At 65.6% G+C, this 12,884-nt stretch carries 16 protein-coding genes; 8 read left to right on the top strand and 8 right to left on the bottom strand.

The genetic code is table 11. From position 1 onward, the window contains the following. The first annotated feature begins 7 nt into the window (after window positions 1-7). The 3 genes from Q0949_RS10290 (at window position 8) to Q0949_RS10300 (ending at window position 1,512) form a co-directional block, all read left to right on the top strand. Window positions 8-478 (top strand): GNAT family N-acetyltransferase, encoded by a 471-nt coding sequence (locus Q0949_RS10290; protein ID WP_299371299.1) that lies wholly within the window; start codon window positions 8-10, stop codon window positions 476-478. Beyond that, complete coding sequence (locus Q0949_RS10295) at window positions 475-957, top strand: RNA pyrophosphohydrolase (RefSeq protein WP_299371302.1); 483 nt, start codon at window positions 475-477, stop codon at window positions 955-957. Before Q0949_RS10290 ends, Q0949_RS10295 begins: the two co-directional genes overlap by 4 nt. A gap of 69 nt (window positions 958-1,026) precedes the next feature. Then, on the top strand, window positions 1,027-1,512 hold the full coding sequence (locus Q0949_RS10300; RefSeq protein WP_299371305.1) for a hypothetical protein: 486 nt from the start codon (window positions 1,027-1,029) through the stop codon (window positions 1,510-1,512). Between the two features lie 45 nt (window positions 1,513-1,557). Here the strand turns inward: Q0949_RS10300 and Q0949_RS10305 are convergent, their stop codons facing one another. The 6 genes from Q0949_RS10305 to Q0949_RS10330 form a co-directional block, all read right to left on the bottom strand. Beyond that, window positions 1,558-2,598, bottom strand: coding sequence for a PLAT/LH2 domain-containing protein (locus Q0949_RS10305; RefSeq protein WP_299371308.1), 1,041 nt, complete (start codon window positions 2,596-2,598; stop codon window positions 1,558-1,560). Window positions 2,599-2,740: 142 nt separating this feature from the next. After that, window positions 2,741-3,337 (bottom strand): GNAT family N-acetyltransferase, encoded by a 597-nt coding sequence (locus Q0949_RS10310; RefSeq protein WP_299371311.1) that lies wholly within the window; start codon window positions 3,335-3,337, stop codon window positions 2,741-2,743. Window positions 3,338-3,394: 57 nt separating this feature from the next. Then, the gene (locus Q0949_RS10315) at window positions 3,395-4,384 is read right to left on the bottom strand and encodes an adenosine kinase (RefSeq protein WP_299371314.1); all 990 of its coding nucleotides are present in this window, start codon (window positions 4,382-4,384) and stop codon (window positions 3,395-3,397) included. After that, a complete protein-coding gene (gene nth / locus Q0949_RS10320) occupies window positions 4,381-5,025 on the bottom strand; it encodes an endonuclease III (protein ID WP_299371317.1) in 645 nt (214 codons plus the stop codon). Before nth ends, Q0949_RS10315 begins: the two co-directional genes overlap by 4 nt. Window positions 5,026-5,075: 50 nt before the next feature. Continuing rightward, window positions 5,076-6,116 carry a Gfo/Idh/MocA family oxidoreductase gene (locus tag Q0949_RS10325; RefSeq protein WP_299371320.1) on the bottom strand — a complete coding sequence of 347 codons (1,041 nt, stop codon included), beginning with the start codon at window positions 6,114-6,116 and terminating at the stop codon, window positions 5,076-5,078. Then, window positions 6,116-6,901, bottom strand: coding sequence for a ThuA domain-containing protein (locus tag Q0949_RS10330; protein ID WP_299371323.1), 786 nt, complete (start codon window positions 6,899-6,901; stop codon window positions 6,116-6,118). Before Q0949_RS10330 ends, Q0949_RS10325 begins: the two co-directional genes overlap by 1 nt. Before the next feature lie 200 nt (window positions 6,902-7,101). Here Q0949_RS10330 and Q0949_RS10335 point away from each other — a divergent pair, with 200 nt between their 5' ends. The 4 genes from Q0949_RS10335 to Q0949_RS10350 all read left to right on the top strand — a co-directional run bounded on the left by Q0949_RS10335 (window position 7,102) and on the right by Q0949_RS10350 (window position 10,609). Then, the gene (locus tag Q0949_RS10335) at window positions 7,102-8,232 is read left to right on the top strand and encodes an aminotransferase (protein ID WP_299371325.1); all 1,131 of its coding nucleotides are present in this window, start codon (window positions 7,102-7,104) and stop codon (window positions 8,230-8,232) included. A 49-nt stretch (window positions 8,233-8,281) separates the two neighbouring features. Next, entirely contained in the window at window positions 8,282-9,142 is an 861-nt protein-coding gene (locus Q0949_RS10340) for a bifunctional helix-turn-helix domain-containing protein/methylated-DNA--[protein]-cysteine S-methyltransferase (RefSeq protein WP_299371327.1), read from the top strand. Window positions 9,143-9,293: 151 nt separating this feature from the next. Further along, a complete protein-coding gene (locus Q0949_RS10345) occupies window positions 9,294-9,953 on the top strand; it encodes an OmpA family protein (protein ID WP_299371329.1) in 660 nt (219 codons plus the stop codon). Between the two features lie 113 nt (window positions 9,954-10,066). Then, window positions 10,067-10,609, top strand: a complete 543-nt coding sequence (locus Q0949_RS10350) for an NADPH-dependent FMN reductase (RefSeq protein WP_299371331.1) — start codon at window positions 10,067-10,069, stop codon at window positions 10,607-10,609. Here Q0949_RS10350 and Q0949_RS10355 read toward each other — a convergent pair. Then, on the bottom strand, window positions 10,606-11,010 hold the full coding sequence (locus Q0949_RS10355) for a VOC family protein (protein WP_299371333.1): 405 nt from the start codon (window positions 11,008-11,010) through the stop codon (window positions 10,606-10,608). The genes Q0949_RS10350 and Q0949_RS10355 overlap by 4 nt on opposite strands. A 30-nt stretch (window positions 11,011-11,040) precedes the next feature. On the opposite strand from Q0949_RS10355, the gene Q0949_RS10360 reads away from it, so the two are divergent. After that, window positions 11,041-11,838: an acyl dehydratase gene (locus Q0949_RS10360; protein ID WP_299371335.1), complete on the top strand. Its 798-nt coding sequence runs from the start codon at window positions 11,041-11,043 to the stop codon at window positions 11,836-11,838. Here Q0949_RS10360 and Q0949_RS10365 read toward each other — a convergent pair. Beyond that, entirely contained in the window at window positions 11,835-12,872 is a 1,038-nt protein-coding gene (locus Q0949_RS10365; RefSeq protein ID WP_299371337.1) for an FAD-binding oxidoreductase, read from the bottom strand. The two genes, Q0949_RS10360 and Q0949_RS10365, sit on opposite strands and share 4 nt — an antisense overlap. Between the last annotated feature and the right edge of the window lie 12 nt (window positions 12,873-12,884).

The following is a 12,884-nucleotide window of genomic DNA, read 5'->3' on the forward strand; positions in this document are numbered from 1 at the left end:
AGGACCCATGGCAACAGATCTGATCATCCGACCCGCCATCGCAGGCGAAGAAGACGCGCTGGGGCGCATCATGTTCGAGGCCATCCACGCAGGCCCCAGCGCCTATACAACCGCACAGAAATCCGCCTGGGCCGCGACACCGCCCAGCGGTGCCAACTGGGCCGCGCGACTGGCCCCAATGGACGTGCATGTGGCAGAGGCCCATGGCGCGCCGGTGGGGTTCATGGCCCGGCAGGAGACGTACATCGATTTCACCTTTGTCCTGCCCGACTGGCAGGGGCGCGGGGTGTTCGCCGCGCTGTTCGCCCGGACCGAAGCCGCCGCGCGTGCCGCAGGCCTGCGCCGGTTGTGGGTGCACGCGTCGCTGATGGCGCAGCCCGCATTTGCGGCGCGAGGTTTCCATGTTATCCGGCATGAAACCGTGCCCCGGAATGGCGAAACGCTGGACCGGGCCGAGATGGAAAAGGTGCTGACATGACCCCCGAAGAGATCGAGAAACTGCCCTATCGCAAGAATGTGGGCGTCATGGTGATCAATGCGGAGGGCCATGTCTGGGTCGGCCAGCGCACCGACCGGTACCGCGACGCCTGGCAGATGCCGCAGGGCGGTGTCGACAAGGGCGAGGATGCGCGCACGGCGGCACTGCGGGAGCTGGAGGAAGAAACCTCGATCCCCGCGCCCATGGTCGAGATCGTGGCCGAAACCGCCGATTGGCTGCCTTACGAGCTGCCCCATGACCTGATCCCCAAACTGTGGAAGGGCAAGTATCGCGGGCAAAAGCAAAAGTGGTTCCTGATGCGGTTCAACGGTGCGGATGACGTGATCAACCTGGACACCGAACATCCCGAGTTTTCGGCGTGGAAGTGGATGGCCCCTGCGGACCTGCCCGACGCGATCGTGCCGTTCAAGCGCGATGTCTATGAGCGGGTGCTTGCGGAATTCGACGCCCATCTGTGAGGTGATATTGCATATCACGCCGCCCTGCGCCCAGATCGGCGCATATGTTCCCGTGTTCCGAGGTGATCCATGTTGCGTGTTCTGAGTGTCCTTTTCGGGGTTCTGCCCCTGCCTGCGCTGGCGCTGTCCTGCATGGCGTACGGCGTCACCGACGCCTATCACGATGCGGCGGATGCGCCCGAGGGGTATGTGCCCGTGCTGGGCACGCTGGCCTTTGACACCGACCTGCTGCCGCAGGTGGACTGGGACAACCAGCAGGACACGCCCGGCACCACGCGCCTGCCTGCGACATTCACCGGCGACGCGCTGACGGTGCGCGGCATTGCGCAACCGTTCCGGGCGGATGTCGTCCTCGAAGTGCAGTGTTTCGGGCCGTGGTGTCCACAGCCGCAACCGGGCAAGATGCTGGGGTTTCTGCGCCAGACGAGCCAAAGCTATGTGCTGCACACCAATGCCTGCGGCGGGTTCCTGTTCGGCGCGCCAACCGACGCGCAGGTGGATCAGGTCAAGGCCTGCCTTGCCGGGCGCGATTGCACCCGCCTGTCGCCGCGCTGACCGGGGGGTGGGCGCCGGGCCGATGTGGCCCGCGCGCCGCGACGGTCAGGACGGCGCGATTGTGTCGAAGAGCGCCAGGTGATCGGGGTCGGTGATCAGACTGCGCAGCAGCGCCTGCGTGTCCGCCTCATAGATCCAGCTGGATTTTCCCTGCAGCGATCCGTCCTGCATCGAGAAGAATTCAATCGTGCGGTGACCGCTGATGGCATAGCTCGCTCCCGTCAGGTCCATGTAGATGTCCGCCACGAGGAAAGCGCATTTGCCCGCGCCGACCTCGATGGCAAAGCTCATCTCGTTCTCCAGCGACTGGCCCACCGCGTCCTCCTTGATGCGTTCAGAGGCCTTGGTCTGGTCCTCTTCGACGGTGGCGTCCACCGAGGCGCCAAAGCCGCCGAACCCGGCCTCGGCCGAGGCGGAGACGGACACGGAATTCGTCGTGCTGATCGAACTGACCGCGGCCTCGAACTGCTCGCGGGTGACGGAGTCGGTGATCGTCTCGGAGTATTCGATCGGGCTGTCGGTGTCGTTGCGCCAGAACTGCCCCTTGCTGTCGTATTTCTGCGATATCTTGCGTGTGCCTGACCGGCTTGGGGCGTTGGTGCCGCTGCCGTAATAGGACACCATCGCCTTGCGGTCGCCCGCGATGCCGAAATCGCCCTTGGCCCCCAGCACGGCATTGTCGCAGATGAAGCGGTAGTACTGGTCGTTGGGGTTGTGATCCTTGAACCGGTATTTCAGCACGATGTCATTGACGACAATCGCATCGTCGCCGCGGTTGATCAGCTTGACCGCAAGCGGCGGGCCGGGGTCGGTGGGCATCAGGTCGGTATCCGCGCTCTTGCCGTTTTCGGTGGTGCGCAGATCAAAAATGAACCCGCTGATCTTTTTCGGCTCAAAGCTGTTGCCGCGCAGGGGCACCTGACCGGTGGTGTAGTGCTGGCCAAAGATCTCGATGGCGATCTCGCTTTTGGTGCCGGCATATTTGCTGTCGCCGCAGGTCACGTAGACGGTGACCTGATCGGCCTCGTGCGTGGCATGTTCGTCAAAGGACGGATCGGGCATGGGGTCGGGAAAGTTGATCGACATTCTGTAGCTTTCATTCAATTCGTATTGTCACACAGCGCGGGCGCCGCAGGTGTCACACCATACGGACCAGTCTGCCCGAGGCACGCTATGCAACCTCCAGTGGTCTGTAAACGAAAATGAACGTGTGCGGTTTTGACCCGGCTCAGGGGTCAAAGATCGGCACATGGGGGGCCAGGCTGCGGTCATAGCCAAAGGTGATGCGCGGATCGTCCGCGATCTCGATCTTTTGCGCGATGGGCGTGAACCCGGACCGCCGGTAGAATGCCAGCGCCTGCGGGCTGTCAAGCGTGCAGGTAAAGACGTGGAACCGGTCAATGGGCGCGGACCAGGCCGCATCAATCGCGGCATTCATCAGAAACCGGCCCGCGCCGGTGCCGATCAGCGCCGGGATCAGGCCGAAATAGACCAGCTCGCATTCCCCCTCGGTGCGAAAGTCCAGCTCCATCAGCGCCCCGTCCACCCCGTCCTTTTGCAGGGCATAAACATGCACGTCCCCATCAGACAGCACCGCGTCGATCTCTGCATCGGGCAGCTTCATCCGCCCGAACCACAGCCAGTCGGCCCCGACAGCCTGATAAAGCGCCCGGTACCACGGCACCGTCGGCGTCTGGATCCGGGTCAGCCGCCAACCCTCGGGCGCGGGCACGTCACGGGTCTCGGGGCGCGCGCGGGTCTCCAGATGTGTGACCACCGTGGCGACCTTGCCGCGGGGTACTGCATGATATCCGTCACTCAGCATGGCTTCATTGTTCCCCAAATATGCAAATCCGACAGACCCGCCAGCACCGTCACCGGATCAGAGCAGACCCGCATTCGCAAATTGCTGTTTCATGTCCGTCTGCGGGCGCGGGCCGATATGGCTGATCACCTCCGCGGCACAGAGGTTGCCCATCCGTCCGCAGGTGGCCAGGTCGCGCTCTGTCGCCATGCCATAGATGAACCCCGCCGCGAACTGGTCTCCCGCGCCCGTTGCATCCACGGGCGTCACCGTGTCCACGGGGATGTCGTGGCGCGCGCCTCCGCCGATGATCGTGACCCCGTCACCTGACCGCGTGCAGACCATCAGGTCGATCATCCTGGCCGTCCGGGCCATCGCGGCCTCGAGGTCATCGGTCTCGAACAGGGATTTGATCTCGTGCTCGTTCCCGATCACGAAGTCCAGCTCGTTCCCGATCATGTCGAGGAAATCGGCGCGGTGCCGGTCCACGCAGAAGGGATCGGAAATGGCGATGCCCGCCTTGCCGCCCGCGCCGCGCGTCAGGCGCGAGGCCTGGCGGAACGCCTCCTTGCCCTTGTCCTTGTCAAAGAGATAGCCCTCGAGGAACATGATTTCCGCGCTTGCGGCCACGGCCTCGGGCACGTCCTCGGGGCCCAGTTCGGTCGAGATGCCCAAATAGGTGTTCAGCGACCGCTCGCCATCCGGCGTGACAAAGATCATGCAGCGCGAGGTCGGCAATTCACCGTCCGGCACCGGCGCGTTCACGAAATCCGTACCGCTTTCGGCCATCGACTGGGCATAGAACCGGCCCAGCGCGTCGTCATGCACCCGCCCGATGAACGCCGTGGGCAGGCCCAGCGCACCCACGCCCGCAATCGTGTTGGCCACCGCCCCGCCGGGGGTTTGCAGCCGGTCCGTCATGGAGGCATAGAGCACCTCGCCCCGGTCCTGTTCGATCAGCTGCATGATCCCCTTTTCGATCCCCATGAGATCAAGAAAGCTGTCGTCAGCATGGGAGATCACATCGACAACGGCGTTGCCGATGCCGGCGAGCGTATATTTGGTCATTGGGTTTTGTCCTCAAACGGGCAGAGATCGCGGATGATGCAGGTCGGGCATTGCGGCTTGCGTGCCTTGCAATGGTAGCGCCCGTGCAAAATCATCCAGTGGTGAGCGTGAAGCTGGAAATCAGCGGGAATATTGTCTTCGATGGCGCGTTCGACCGCGTCCACGGTTTTGCCCGGCGCGATGCCGGTGCGGTTGCCCAGGCGAAAGATATGGGTGTCCACGGCCTGTGCGGGGTACTGCCACCACATGTTCAGCACGACATTGGCGGTCTTGCGCCCCACCCCCGGCAGCGATTGCAGGGCGGCGCGGGAATTGGGGACCACGCCGCCATAGTCGTCGACGAGGATCTGTGAGAGCTTGATCACGTTTTTGGCCTTTTGCCGAAAGAGGCCGATGGTCTTGATATGCTCGGTCAGCCCGTCAATCCCGAGGTCCAGCATCTTTTGCGGCGTGTCGGCCACCTGAAACAGCGCACGCGTCGCCTTGTTCACGCCCGCATCCGTGGCTTGCGCCGACAGGGCCACCGCCACGACCAGCGTATAGACGTTGACGTGCTCAAGCTCGCCCTTGGGTTCGGGGTCCGCCTCGTGAAACCGGGAAAAGATCGCGCGGATCGTGTGATAGTCGAGTTGCTTGGCCATGGCGGGTGGTATGGGGAAATTTGCGCGCACGGGCAAGGGACCGCGTTACATCAGGCGCCCCCGGCGCTCGCTTCGGCCCGGTCAAGAATCTCTTGCAGGTCCGCGCCGCGTCCGAAATCCGGCGCGCATGCCTCGCCCGCCTGAATGGCCGCGATGAACTTGGCATAGTTCGTGGGCACGGGCGGTGTTTCGATGTCGCGCCACGTGGCGGTTTCCAGATCCGGCGGCAGGCAGGCGCGCAGGCGGCTGGTGTTGCCCTGCCATTGCACGTCCAGCGCGCCCTGATCCCCGTGCACCGACAGCCGCAGGTCGTTGAGGTGCCCGGTGGCAAAGCGCGTGGCCGTGATCACCCCCAGCGCACCATTGGCCAGCCGCACCTGCATCGTCGCGCTGTCATTGGCATCAAGTGTATAGTCCCCGATACGGTTGCCCGGCGCCTTGTCGAAGGTTGCCAGCTGGCAGGTCACCTCGGCCACCGGCTGATCCGCGGCAAAGGTGGCAAAGTCGAGGATGTGGATGCCCACATCCCCCAGCACGCCCTTGGAGCCATGCGCGGTGGACAGCCGCCAGAGCCATTGGCTTTCGCGGTCCCAGTGGCCCCATGCGGGCTGGACCAGCCAGCTTTGCAGATAGGAGGCCTCGATATGCCGGACAGTGCCGATGGCGCCTGCGCGCACCATGCGCGCGGCCTCTTGCAGGGCGGGCGCGTCGCGGTAGCTGAGGTTGACCATGTTCACCAGACCCGCCGCGCGGGCGGCGTCGGCCATTTCGCGGGCATGGGCGGCATTGGTGGCCAGCGGTTTTTCACAGAGCACATGCTTGCCCGCCGCGATGATCTGCATCGTGGTGGCGTGGTGGACGCCGTCGGGTGTGACATTGGCCACTGCATCGAACGCGCCCCAGTCCAGCGCATCCTGCAAGCTGGCGAACCCGGTGTCGATGCCGAACCGGGTCTGGAAGGCGGCCAGCCTGTCTGGGTCCATGTCCACGCAGGCGACGATCTGCGCGCCCGCGTCGCGGCCGAACTCTTCGGCATGTTTGTGGGCCATGCCGCCGGTGCCGAGGATCAGCAGGCGGACCGGGGCGGCCATCAGCGGAACCCCTCTTCGCCGTCCTCGTGCAGGCGGGGGCCGCGTGCGGTGATCGGTTCGGGGGCGGCCTCGACCGGTACGTTGGGCGCATCGTTGGGGTCGCCGATGCGCGCCTCGGGGTTGAACGCCCAGCGCACGCCGTTGGCGATCACGCGGCGCACGTTGGCGTCGTGATAGGTGGGATAGGTTTCGTGGCCGGGCCGGAAATAGAACACGTTGCCCGCCCCGCGTTTGTAGGTCAGGCCCGAGCGGAACACCTCGCCGCCCTGAAACCAGCTGATGAACACGGTTTCCAGCGGTTCGGGCACGCCAAAGGGTTCGCCGTACATCTCTTCGTGCTCCAGCTCGAAACTGTCGGGCAGGCCTGCGGCAATCGGGTGGTGGCGCGACGTGACCCAGAGCCGTTCGCGTTCGCCCGCCTCGCGCCAGGTGAGGTTGCAGGGCGCGCCCATCAGCCGCTTGAACGGTTTGGCAAAATGGGCGGAGTGCAGGAAGATGATGCCCATCCCGCCCCACACGGCGTCACAGACGCGGTCGACGATGGCGTCCTCGACATCGCCGTGGGCGGCGTGGCCCCACCAGATCAGCACGTCGGTCTCTGCCAGCCGCGCCTGCGTCAGCCCGTGTTCAGGGTCCTGCAAGGTGACGGAGGTTGCGCGGATGTCGTCATGGGTATTCAGCGCTGCCGCGATGCAATTGTGCATGCCGTCGGGATAGACCCCGGCAACGATCTTGTTTTCGCGCTCGTGGACGTTTTCGCCCCAAACGGTGACACGGATGGTCATGAAAGTCTCCTGCGGTGTGGTGGTCGGGGCGGCGGTTTTTCTGTGTCCAAATCGCTTTGGGACGGTAGGAACGGCCCCCGGTCAAGTCAAGCGCCCAGTGTTTGCGCAAACGGGCATGGGGGCTGCGATATTGCAAGCGGGCGGAGTTGTTGGACGGTGCGGTTTGGCCTATGCCAAAGCGAGCAGGATGGAGCACCGGCATGGACATTGAGCCCTTTGGCGTCGAGCTGTGGATGAACGAGTGGGAGACGCGCTGCGACTGGAACCTCGCGGAGACCTGCGTGGAAAGCATGACCATCGCGCAGCTGATGCAGATCGCGGGCCGGAATGACATGGATCTGGCCGAACTGATGGGCATGAAGATGACCTATGGCGCGATTGAGGGGTCGGACCGGCTGCGCGCGGCGATTGCGGCGCTTTATGATCGGCAGAGCCCGGCGCATATCGTCGTGACCCACGGCACCATTGGGGCCAACATGCTGGTGCACAAGACGCTTGTGGGGCCGGGCGATCATGTGGTGGCGGTGACGCCGACCTACCAGCAACACTATTCCATCCCGGCCAGCATCGGCGCGGAGGTCACGCAGCTGCGCCTGCGGGAGGCGGACGGGTGGTTGCCCGATCTGGAGGCGCTGCGGGCGATGGTGCGGCCCGACACGCGGCTGATTGCGCTGACCAATCCCAACAACCCAACCGGCGCGCTGATCCCGCGCGCGATGCTCGAAGAGATCGCGGACATCGCGCGCAGCGTGGGGGCCTGGGTGTTGTGCGACGAGGTGTATCGCGGGACCGACCAGACGGGCGGCGGCATGACCGCGTCCATGGCCGACCTCTATGAAAAGGGCATCAGCACCGCCAGCATGTCCAAGGCGTTTTCGCTGGCGGGCCTGCGGCTGGGCTGGGTGGCCGCCCCGCCCGACCTGATCCACGACATCATGATCCACCGCGATTACGACACCATTTCCGTGGGCATGATCGACGACCATTTCGCCACAATGGCGCTGGAGAACAGCGCCAAGGTGCTGGCCCGCAGCCACGCCATCACCCGCGAGAACCTGTCCACCCTGTCTGATTGGGTAGAGGCCGAAGACAGCATCAGTTGGGTCCGCCCGCGGTCGGGCACAACCGCCCTGCTGAAATACACCCATGACATCCCGTCGCGCGATGTCTGTGTGGACCTGCTGGAAAAGACCGGCGTGCTGCTGACGCCCGGTTCGGCGCTGGGGATGGAGGGGTATCTGCGCATCGGTTACGCCAACGCGCCGTCCGTCCTGCGCACCGGGCTGGGGCATATGTCGGCCTATCTGGCGGCCCTGCCCGACTGGAATTAGCCGCAGGAAACGGGTCGCATGGCGATCCCGCGTGCCATAGGTTCGGACCATGGAACAGACCGATCACAGCACCGCCGAACAGGGATATCATTTCAACGTCATGCGCCGGGCCATTGACCTGATCGACGGCGCGGACGCCCCGTTGAGCCTTGAGGCGCTGGCGGCCGAGATGGGCATGAGCCCCGCGCATTTCCAGCGCATATTTTCGCGCTGGGTCGGGGTGTCACCCAAGCGGTACCAGCAATATCTGGCCCTTGGCCACGCCAAGGCGCTGCTGAGCGAACGGTTCACCACGCTGGAGACCGCCCATGCCACGGGGCTGAGCGGATCGGGGCGGCTGCATGATCTGTTCCTGCGCTGGGAGGCGATGAGCCCCGGCGATTTCGCCAAGGGTGGTGCCGGGTTGACCATCTTTTGGGGCTGGTTCGACAGCCCGTTTGGTCCGGCCATCGTGATGGGCACGGACAAAGGGATCTGTGGCTTGGGCTTTGCCGCCGAGATGGGCGAGGACTGGGCCATGCAGGACCTGCTGCGCCGCTGGCCCAAGGCTGATTTTGTCGAAGACCCGATGCGCCTGCGCCCTTGGGTTCTGGCGGCCTTTGGCGCGGAGAATGCCGAGTTGAGCGAGGCGCCGCTTTACCTGATTGGCGCGCCGTTTCAGATCAAGGTCTGGGAGGCGCTGTTGCGGGTACCGTCGGGCCATGTCACCACCTATTCCGAGATCGCGGACAGCATCGGCAACCCCCGCGCCGTACGGGCCGTGGGCACCGCCGTGGGGCGCAATCCGGTCAGCTGGCTGATCCCGTGCCACCGCGCCTTGCGCAAGTCGGGGGGGCTTGGCGGCTATCACTGGGGTCTGCCGGTCAAGCGGGCGCTCTTGGCCTACGAATCCGCCCGCGCCGAGGCCTGAGCCGCGATCACGCGCCGGTCACAGTTGTGCGCGGGTTGTTGCTTATTGCATTTTCCCCCTGTTTCGGGGAACCGCGCCCCCCTATCTTGCGTTTCATAACGGGGTCTGCCCGAACAGACCCCACCCCTTCGAAGGCAGTAGGACGACAGATATGCTTAAATCCCCCCTCATCTTTGGCGTGGGCGCTATTGCAGCACTCAGCGCGTGCACGGACCCCGCCGCATTGGGAACGGTTGGCCCCAGCGGCGAGCCGATCAACGAAAACCGCAACCGGGGCGCGGCCATCGGGGCGGCGTCGGGCGCGGTGATCGGTGCCGTCGTGGGCGACCGCAACACGGCCTTGGCCGGTGCCGTCGCGGGTGGCCTGATCGGTGGCGCCATCGGTTATGACCTTGACCAGCAAGAGGCCGAGCTGCGCCGGGATCTGAACAGCAACGTGACCATCACCAACACCGGTGACCGGCTGATCGTGTCCTTCCCCGAGGCGATCCTTTTTGCCTCTGGCAGCTTTGCCGTGCGTCCGGGCCTGTCGGGTGACATGGGCGATCTGGCGGGCAGCCTGCAACGCTATCCCAACTCGACCGTGCAGATCGTGGGCCATACGGACAGTGACGGCGAAGCCGCGTTCAACCAGCAGCTGTCCGAGCGCCGCGCCAATGCGGTGGCGGATGTACTGATGCGTCAGGGCGTGCCGTTCAACCGGATCCAGACCTTTGGCCGCGGCGAAAGCCAGCCCATCGCGACGAACCTGACGCCCGAGGGCAAGGCCCAGAACCGGCGCGTCGAGATCGTCATTCTGCCCAACGCCTGATCACGCAGGTCATTTGAACCTACGGAGGCCCGGGATCCTTTCCCGGGTCTCTTGCGTTGTGGACGGAAGGTTGCGATCACGATGCAACGCGGATTGAGGTACAAGGACACGACATGACCACACCGACGCTTTTGGGGATTTCCGGTTCGCTGCGGACCGGGTCGACGAACCGCAAGTTGCTGCGCGAGGGTGCGCGGCTGTTTGGCGACTGTACCTATGTGGAGGCGGATATCCAGATGCCTCTCTACGATGGTGATCTGGAAGAGGCCGATGGCATTCCCGAGGCCGCCGAGACGCTGGCCGGGCAGATCGCCGAGGCCGACGCCGTGATCGTGTCGACGCCGGAATACAACAAGGCGCCGTCCGGTGCGCTGAAGAATGCGCTGGACTGGGTCAGCCGGGTCAAGGGCAACCCTTGGGCCGACAAGCCGCTGGCGGTGATGTCCGCCGCCGCAGGCCGCGCAGGCGGTGAGCGGGCGCAGATGGTGCTGCGGGGCTGTTTTGTGGCGTTTCGCCCGCGCATCCTGCAAGGTCCCGAGGTGCATCTGGCCGATTGCGGCAACCAGTTCGACGCCGACGGGCGGCTGACCGGGCAGCTTTATGTCGATACGCTGTCGCAACTGATGCAGGCGCTGCGGGCCGAGATCAAACGCTAGGACGCGGGCACGCTGATTTCGATCAGGTTGCCGTCGGGGTCCCGCAGATAGAGCGAGACAATCGGAAACTGCGCGCCCGTGCGGGCGACGGGGCCGTCCTCGACCGCGACGTCGTGGGCGGCCAGGTGGGCCTGCCATGTGTCGAGCGGCGTGTCCGTCAGAAAGCACAGGTCCGCGGTGCCCGGTGCGGGGCTGCGCGCCTTGGGATCGAATTCGCCACCCTGCGGGTGCAGGTTGATCTTGTGCGGACCAAAGGCCAGCGCGTGGCGGGTGCTGCCGTCGGCCACCTGAAACGGGCGGTGCGCCATGCCCAGAACCTTGGTGTAGAACGTGATCGTGGCCTGCATGTCCGCCACCGTCAGCACGAGGTGATCGAGGCGGGCGAGTGTGGGCTGTTCCATTTCCGGGCTCCGTGGCGCATGGTCTGACCCATGCAGAATGCCGATCAGACAACGACACGTCAAAGCGATGTGATGGACCCCGCCCGCGCGCAGGCGATGCAGGTGGCGATGGGCCTTGCGCCGACCCTTGCGCCGGGCGATGCGCTGCCGCCGTTCTTTCACCAGCTCTATTTCTGGACGCCGGTGGCAACCGACGGTCTGGGCCGGGACGGGCATCCGCGTGTGGGCGGGCTGATCCCCGACATGGGCCTGCCGCGCCGGATGTGGGCGGGCGGGCGGTTGGCCTTTCACGCGGCCCTGCGGCTGGGGGCCGAGGCCGAACGCGTGTCGGTATGCGAGGCCGCACAGGCCAAGACCGGCCGCACCGGGCCGCTGGCCTTTGTCACCTTGCGCCATGAGGTGTGGCAGGGCGGCGCGCTGTGCCTGACCGAGTGGCAGGACCTTGTCTACCGCGAGGACCCGGACGCCAATGCGCCCCGGCCTGTGCCACCGGACGCAGCCACGGGCGCAGAGGCCGAGCGGGAGGTGCGGTTCGACGCCACGCTGCTCTTTCGCTATTCGGCGCTGACTTTCAACGGGCACCGCATTCATTACGACCAGCCCTATGCGCGGGATGTTGAAGGGTATGGTGGGTTGGTGGTGCATGGGCCCTTGTTGGCGCAGCACCTGATGCTGATGGCGCAGGCCGATTTGGGGCCGCTCCGGACCTTTGCCTTTCGCGCGGTGTCGCCGTTGATGCACCATGAGGCCGCGACACTGTGCCGGGCGGGGCGCAAGCTGTGGGTGCGGGGGCCGGATGGGCGGCTGTGCATGCAGGCCGAAGCCTAGAGCGAGGCCGCCACTTCGAAGCCCGGCGGAATGGTGTCGCGCCCGTCGAGGATCAGGTCGGCCATGGTGGTGGCGACCTTGGGGGCCATGCCAAAGCCGATCTTGAACCCGCCATTGGCGATGAAATGTCCCGGTCGGTCGGGCCATGCGCCCAGCATGGGTGCGCGGCTGCGGCTGCGCGGGCGCAGCCCGGCCCAGCGGGCGATCACGGGCGCATCCGCCAGCGCAGGTACGGCAGCGCGCGCGCGGGCCACGATATCGTCCAGTTGTGCGTCCGTGCCGGTGGGTTCCGCAAATTCGCGTTCTGTGGTTGAGCCAATGGCGGTGGTGCCGTCGGCATGGGGGATGATGTGCAGCGTGTCGGCAAAAAGCTGCGGCGCATCCGGCAGGGCGAGGTCGAGCAGGGCCGCCTGCCCCTTGATCCCTGCGCCCACGAGGCGGCTGTGCCCGGCATTCAGCGCCTCAAGGCCCGCCACACCCGTGGCGTGGATCGTAATGTCGGTGTCTTTGCCTTCCGGTTTGATCTCAACGCCGCGCGCCGCCAGTGCCGCGACCAGTGCCATGCAGGATTGGCGCGGGTGAATGCGGCCGCTGAGCGTGTCGTGGATCTCCATCCCCGTGGGGCTGTGCGCCGCCCAGTGCGGGTCGGCCACGGGCCGCACCGTCCAGGTCGCGGCATCGCCCCAGAGCGTCTGTGCCGATGCGCTGCGGGCCTGGGCCAGCGCGAGGGCCGCGTCGTCGGCGATGGGCTGGCAGCGGCCCGTGCGGCCATAGCCCGATGGCTGGCCGCCTGCCGCTTCGACCTCGGCCCAGAACCCTTTGGCCATCAGCAGGCTGTCCAGCTGGAACTGTTTCTTGGGGTTCCAGTTTTCCGGCACATGCGGGGCCAGCGCACCCACGATGCCGCCACTCGCCGCGGCGGCAGGGCCATGCGGGTCGATCACCTGCACCGACGCGCCGCGCGCGCGCAGCACCCATGCAATCGACAGGCCGAATATGCCCGCGCCGCGAACCGTGATCTCTGCCGTTGCCAATGTCTGTCTCTT

This window comes from uncultured Tateyamaria sp. (genome assembly GCF_947487805.1).
Lineage (GTDB): Bacteria > Pseudomonadota > Alphaproteobacteria > Rhodobacterales > Rhodobacteraceae > Tateyamaria.